Raw genomic sequence first — 5,712 nt, forward strand, 5'->3', positions numbered from 1 at the left:
CACCTCGCTGCGTTGTCGGAGTCGCCCAAGTACGCCCAGTACGAGGGCGATCTCCCCCAGCTACCGCTGGGAGGTGCCCCCACCGCCTTGCGATGTACCGCATCTGACGCCGCGACCTGTTCCTCGAAGATCGCCCGGACAGGACCTACCGGGTCATCGGGGGGCGGGCAGCGAGACCAGGTCCGCCAGCAACTCCTTGTGGCGGCCCGGCGTTCCGAGTGCGATCTCGTCCGCCTTGGCACGCTTCAGATAGAGGTGCGCGGGGTGTTCCCAGGTCATACCGATGCCGGCGTGCAGCTGGACGCACTCCTCGGCGGCGTGCACCGCGACCCGGGAGCAGTAGGCCTGCGCGACGGAGACCGCGAGCGGCGCCTCGGCGCTTCCCGTGGCGAGCGCGTCCGCCGCGTTACGGGCGGCTGCACGGGCGTTCACGACCTCCAGCCACAGCTGCGCCATCCGGTGCTTCAACGCCTGGAACGAGCCGACGGGCCGGTTGAACTGGTGCCGCTCGCGCGTGTACCGGACCGTTTCCTCCAGACACCACTCGGCGAGCCCCAGCTGCTCCGAGGCGAGCAGCCCGGCCCCGGCGAGCAGCCCGCGGTGCACGGCGGTCCGGGCTGTCTCCGCGTCGGCGAGCCGGGTACCGGCCGTCTCCCCGGCTGTGACGGAGGCGAGCGGACGGGTCAGATCGAGCGCGGTCTGCGGCGCGACGGCCGCTTCGCCGCGCTCCACCGCGTAGAGACCGTCCGGCCGCACCACGAGCAGGACGTCGGCGATCGCGGCGTCCGCCACACCGGTGACCGTCCCTTCGGGCAGCTGTGCGCCGGGGGCGGCGGAGAGCGGGAGCGTGAGGACCGCGACGGTACGGCCGGCGGCCAGGTCGCCGAGCAGCCCGGTGACCTCCTCCGCCTCACTGTCGAGGGCGAGAAGCGTCTCGGTGGCGATGACGGAGCTGGTGAGATACGGCGCAGGGATGACGGCCCGGCCGAGCTCCTCCAGCACCACCGCGGCCTCACGGTGGGTGGCACCCTGGCCGCCGAGCTTCTCGGGTACGAGGAGCCCCGCGGCACCCATGTCCGCGGCGAGGGACCTCCACAGCGCGGGATCGCCGGGGCTCCCGGTCTCGATGCGGGCGAGCAGGCCCGTGGTGTCGGCGCGGTCGGTGAGCAGCGAGCGTACGGCGGCCCTCAGGTCGTCCTCGGCCTCGGAGTAGAGAAGGTCGGGCTGTGTGCTCATCGCGCGAGGTCCTTCCAGGCGACGTCCTTGTCGTTGCGCGGCTCGGCGGGCAGTCCGAGCACCCGTTCGGCGACGATGTTGAGCAGTACTTCGCTCGTGCCGCCCTCGATGGAATTGCCCTTGGAGCGCAGGTAGCGGTACCCGGCGTCCCGTCCGGTGAAGTCGACGAGCTCGGGGCGGCGCATGGTCCAGTCGTCGTACAACAGACCTTCTTGGCCGCGGAGTTCGACCTCGAGACCGCTGATCTCCTGGTTGAGGCGGGCGAAGGCGAGCTTCATCCCGGAGCCCTCGGGTCCGGGCTGGCCCGCGACGAGCTGCTGACGCAGCCGTTCGCCGGTGAGCCGGGCGACCTCGGCCTCCACCCAGAGGGTGAGGAGGCGCTGGTGCAGATCGTGGGTGCGCAGCTCGGGTCGGTCGCGCCAGGTCTGCGCGACGGGACCGATCATTCCGCCCTCGCGCGGCAGGCGCATTCCGCCGATGGAGACGCGCTCGTTCATGAGGGTGGTCTGGGCGACCTTCCAGCCGTCGCCGACAGCGCCGAGGCGGCGCGCGTCGGGGATGCGCACATCGGTCAGGAAGACTTCGTTGAACTCGGCCTCGCCGGTGATCTGGCGCAGCGGCCTGACCTCGACGCCGGGGTCGGTCATGTCACAGAGGAAGTAGGTGATGCCGCGGTGCTTGGGAGCGTCCGGGTCGGTACGGGCGATGAGGATGGCCCACCGGGCGAGGTGCGCGCTGGACGTCCACACCTTCTGGCCGGTGACGAGCCAGTCGCCGTCGACGCCGTCCCGTACCGCGCGGGTGCCGAGAGCTGCCAGGTCGGAGCCCGCACCGGGCTCACTGAAGAGCTGGCACCACACCTCCTCGCCGACCCAGAGCGGCCGCAGGAAGCGCTGCTTCTGCTCCTCGGTGCCGTAGGCGAGGATCGTGGGCGCGGCCATGCCGAGGCCGATGCCGATCCGGCGCGGGTCGTTGTCGGGTGCGCCCGCGGCCTCCAGTTCGGCGTCGACGACGGCCTGGAGCGAGCGGGGGGCGTCGAGTCCGCCCAGGCCCACGGGGTAGTGCACCCAGGCGAGCCCGGCGTCGAAGCGTGCACGCAGGAAGTCGGTGCGGGCGGTGGTGGCGGGCGGATACTCGGCGAGCAACGTGCGTGTGAGCTGGCGCAGTTCGGCGGCGTCGGTCATGCGGCGGCTCCTTCCGGGAGGACGACGAGCCGGCCGGTCGTGGTGCCGTCCGCGACGCGCTGGACGGCGTCCGCGGCGTCCTTGAACGCGACCCGCTCGCTGATCAGTGGCTTGATCAGGCCCTTGGCTGCATAGTCGGTGAGCGTCTCATGGCAGCGCAGGACCGACTGCGGGTCCTTGTAGTTGTAGAGGCCCCAGTGCAGGCCGACGATCGAGTAGTTCTTCACCAGCGCGTGGTTGAGCGCGGGGCTGGGGATGGTGCCGCTCGCGAATCCCACGATCACGATGCGGCCCTCGAAGGCCACGCACTTGGCGGACTTGGCGTATGCGTCCCCGCCCACGGGGTCGAAGACGACGTCGGCACCGCGCCCGCCGGTGGCCTCTTTCACGGCGGCGACGATGTCGTCGCTGCGCCGGTCGATGACCACGTCGCAGCCCAGCTCGCGCGCCACGGCGGCCTTCTCCGGGCCGCCCACGACGCCGATGACGGTCGCACCGGTGGCCTTGCCGATCTGTACGGCGGCGCTGCCGACACCGCCCGCGGCGGCGTGGACCAGCAGGGTCTCGCCCTCCTGGAGCCCGGCCCGGCGGTGGAGTCCGAAGACGGCGGTCTGGTAGCCGATGTGCAGGGCGGCGGCCTCCGCGTCGTCGAGGGCCTCGGGCGCGGGCAGTACGGCGGCGGCGTCGGCCAGGACGTACTCGGCGAGACCGCCGTACGGCAGTGCGGGAGTGGCGATGACGCGGCGGCCGTCCTCGGTCTCCCCGCAGATCTCGACGCCGGGGGTGAACGGCAGCGGCGGCGTCACCTGGTACTGGCCGCGGCAGAGGAGCGCGTCGGGGAAGTTGATGTTCGCGGCGCGCACCTTCAGCAGGAGCTGCCCCTCGCCGGGCTCCGGCCGGTCGACCTCTTCGAGACGCATCACCTCGCCCGGCTCGCCGTTCCGGTGCACTCGCCATGCCTGCATTTCGGGGCCTCCGCGATGTGTAGGGCGTACCACTGCTCCAGCGCATACTAAGCGGTCGCTTGCCCTCCTGGGAACAGTCGGCCCGGCCAGTCTTCGGCCGTGTCCTCACCGGCCCGCCGCGCCGAGCGGCCGCACGTCGCGCGACGACACCCCGGCGGGCAGGCTGGACAGTAGGCCGCCACCGGGAGGGCGTGGTCATGAACTCCGTGGCTGACACCGCGCTGGGGCGTCGCCTCGCCGGCTTCCTCGACAACCCGATCACGGGAATGCTCCCGTGGATCCTGTTCTCGGTCCTGGTCGGCCCCGGCCGGTTCGAGTTCTCCGTCGTCATCGCCCTCGCCGTCGCCGTCGTCCTCGTGATCCTCGGCCGGCTGCGGCACCCGCACAGCTCACTGAAGATCCTCGAAGTCGCGGACGTGGTCTTCTTCGCGGCCCTCGCCGTCATCGGACTGATGGCCTCACCGGGCACGCTCCGGTGGCTGGGGACGTACGCCGGCGAGGTCTCCAACGTCGCGCTGACCGTCATCGCCCTCGGCTCCATGGCCATCCGGGTGCCCTTCACCGTGCAGTACGCGCGCGAGCGGGTGCCCCGCGAGTACTGGAACACATCCACGTTCATGCACACCAACTACGTGATCACGGGCGTGTGGGGCCTCGCGTTCCTGGTGGCGGCGATCGCGGGCGCCTACGGCGACATCGTGCTCCGCAACTCCGGCAACATCTGGACGGGCTGGATCATCCAGATCGGGGCAATCATCGTCGCACTGCGCTTCACCGACTGGTATCCGGACGTCGTACGCGAGCGGGCCGCAGGCGGCGCTCCGGCTTCCGGCAGCCCGACCTCGGTGGGTGCGCTGCTCGTCCCGCTGGCCGGCTATCTCGTGCCGGTGGGCATCGTCGTGCTGTCCTTCGACGCCGGACCGACCTGGCTGGGCATCGCCCTGATCGTCGCCGGAGTGCTGCTCGTGCGTGCGTTCACGTCGGGTGACGAGCCGGACGAGGGACGTCGCCGCGACCTCGGGTGACCGGCACCGACCGGACCGAGTGCGTCCGAGGAGAAGGCGGGGCGGGCACTGTGGGACAGCCTGGAATCGATGGTCGCGCCGGGGCCGAGGGAGTCGGCCCCGAACTCATCCCCGTGCGGGTACCGCTCGGTCTGCACGGGACCAGGCTTCCCACCGAGGAGCAGCCGCCGATCGGCGCACGGGCATGGAGGTTTGCGCGGGCAGCCGGTATCGATGCGGCCATGACGGATGACGGCGTCACGCAGCCCGCCCTGTCCCGGCCCCGCGGGCTTCCCGGCCTGCCCGGCCCTCCGCCGCGCGGCGCGAGCGCGCTGCCCGCGGGGACGTACGACGGGACGACGGTCCTGGTCACCGGGGGCGGATCGGGGCTCGGCAGGGCGATCGCCGAGGAGTTCGCCCGGCTCGGCGCGGATCTGGTGATCGTGTCCCGGAACGCCGAGCGCCTGGAGGCGGCGCGCACGGAGCTGAGCCCGTTCGGCGGGCGGGTGACGGTCGCCGTCTGCGACATCAGGGACCCGGAGCGGATCGCCGAGGTCTTCGGCACGGCGGCCGCCGGCACGGGCACCCCCGGCGTGCTGGTGAACAACGCGGCCGCCAACTTCCCCTCCCCGGCGGAGGAGTTGTCCCCGAACGCCTGGCGGGCTGTCGTGGACATCACACTGAACGGCACCTGGTTCATGACACGGGAGATCGCCCGGCACCATCTGGCGGCGGGGACACCGGGCTCGGTGATCAATGTCGGGGCGTCGTACGCGTGGACGGGCGGCCCCGGCCATGTCCACTCGGCCGCAGCGAAGGCCGGGGTGAAGTCGCTTGTGGAGACGCTCGCCGTCGAGTGGGGCCCGTACGGCATCCAGGTCAACGGGCTGGTGCCGGGCCTGATTCCGCACGAGGACATGACTGCTGCCATTCGCGGCACTCTCGACGGGGCGCCACAGGGCGCGGCCCGCCAGCCCGCGCTGCGGGTGGGGCTGCCGCGCGAACTGGGCTGGGCGGCGACCTTTCTGGCCTCCCCCTACGCCCGGTTCATCACCGGGCACACGCTGGTGGTGGACGGCGCGAACTGGCAGCGCAGGGGTCTGGTGAATCCGCCGGTGGTTCCGGTGCGGGAGCAGCTGGGGCGCGGGCCGTTCGAAGGGTGAGGCGCCGCATCTCGCGCGGCGTCTCCGCGCGCCGCATCATCGTGTGCCCGCGGCACGGTGCCGGTCAGCGGCCGTCGAAGGAGGGCGGCCGGCGGGCCGCTCTGGCGGCGTAGCCCTCGCGGGCGTCCTCGGAGGTGAGGGTGAGGGCCGCGCTCAGGGC

The 5,712-nt window shown here is 72.1% G+C and carries 5 protein-coding genes; 2 read left to right on the forward strand and 3 right to left on the reverse strand.

The genetic code is table 11. From position 1 onward, the window contains the following. Positions 1-153 precede the first annotated feature (153 nt). From ACWGI8_RS38015 to ACWGI8_RS38025, 3 genes are read right to left on the reverse strand one after another with little or no spacing between them, the layout of a single operon-like run. Complete coding sequence (locus ACWGI8_RS38015; RefSeq protein ID WP_453668002.1) at positions 154-1,236, reverse strand: acyl-CoA dehydrogenase family protein; 1,083 nt, start codon at positions 1,234-1,236, stop codon at positions 154-156. Continuing rightward, complete coding sequence (locus tag ACWGI8_RS38020; RefSeq protein ID WP_453668003.1) at positions 1,233-2,420, reverse strand: acyl-CoA dehydrogenase family protein; 1,188 nt, start codon at positions 2,418-2,420, stop codon at positions 1,233-1,235. Before ACWGI8_RS38020 ends, ACWGI8_RS38015 begins: the two co-directional genes overlap by 4 nt. Beyond that, complete coding sequence (locus ACWGI8_RS38025) at positions 2,417-3,385, reverse strand: NADPH:quinone oxidoreductase family protein (RefSeq protein WP_453668004.1); 969 nt, start codon at positions 3,383-3,385, stop codon at positions 2,417-2,419. Before ACWGI8_RS38025 ends, ACWGI8_RS38020 begins: the two co-directional genes overlap by 4 nt. Before the next feature lie 197 nt (positions 3,386-3,582). On the opposite strand from ACWGI8_RS38025, the gene ACWGI8_RS38030 reads away from it, so the two are divergent. Next, on the forward strand, positions 3,583-4,410 hold the full coding sequence (locus ACWGI8_RS38030) for a hypothetical protein (protein ID WP_453668005.1): 828 nt from the start codon (positions 3,583-3,585) through the stop codon (positions 4,408-4,410). Positions 4,411-4,631: 221 nt separating this feature from the next. After that, entirely contained in the window at positions 4,632-5,552 is a 921-nt protein-coding gene (locus ACWGI8_RS38035; protein ID WP_453668006.1) for an SDR family oxidoreductase, read from the forward strand. Positions 5,553-5,712 lie beyond the last annotated feature (160 nt).

The sequence above is a fragment of the Streptomyces sp. NPDC054841 genome (assembly GCF_053611045.1).

Coding starts and splice junctions, on each gene's coding strand:
- ACWGI8_RS38015 (WP_453668002.1), bottom strand. CDS start 1,236: ATGAGCACACAGCCCGACCTTCTCTACTCCGAGGCCGAGGACGACCTG.
- ACWGI8_RS38020 (WP_453668003.1), bottom strand. CDS start 2,420: ATGACCGACGCCGCCGAACTGCGCCAGCTCACACGCACGTTGCTCGCC.
- ACWGI8_RS38025 (WP_453668004.1), bottom strand. CDS start 3,385: ATGCAGGCATGGCGAGTGCACCGGAACGGCGAGCCGGGCGAGGTGATG.
- ACWGI8_RS38030 (WP_453668005.1), top strand. CDS start 3,583: ATGAACTCCGTGGCTGACACCGCGCTGGGGCGTCGCCTCGCCGGCTTC.
- ACWGI8_RS38035 (WP_453668006.1), top strand. CDS start 4,632: ATGACGGATGACGGCGTCACGCAGCCCGCCCTGTCCCGGCCCCGCGGG.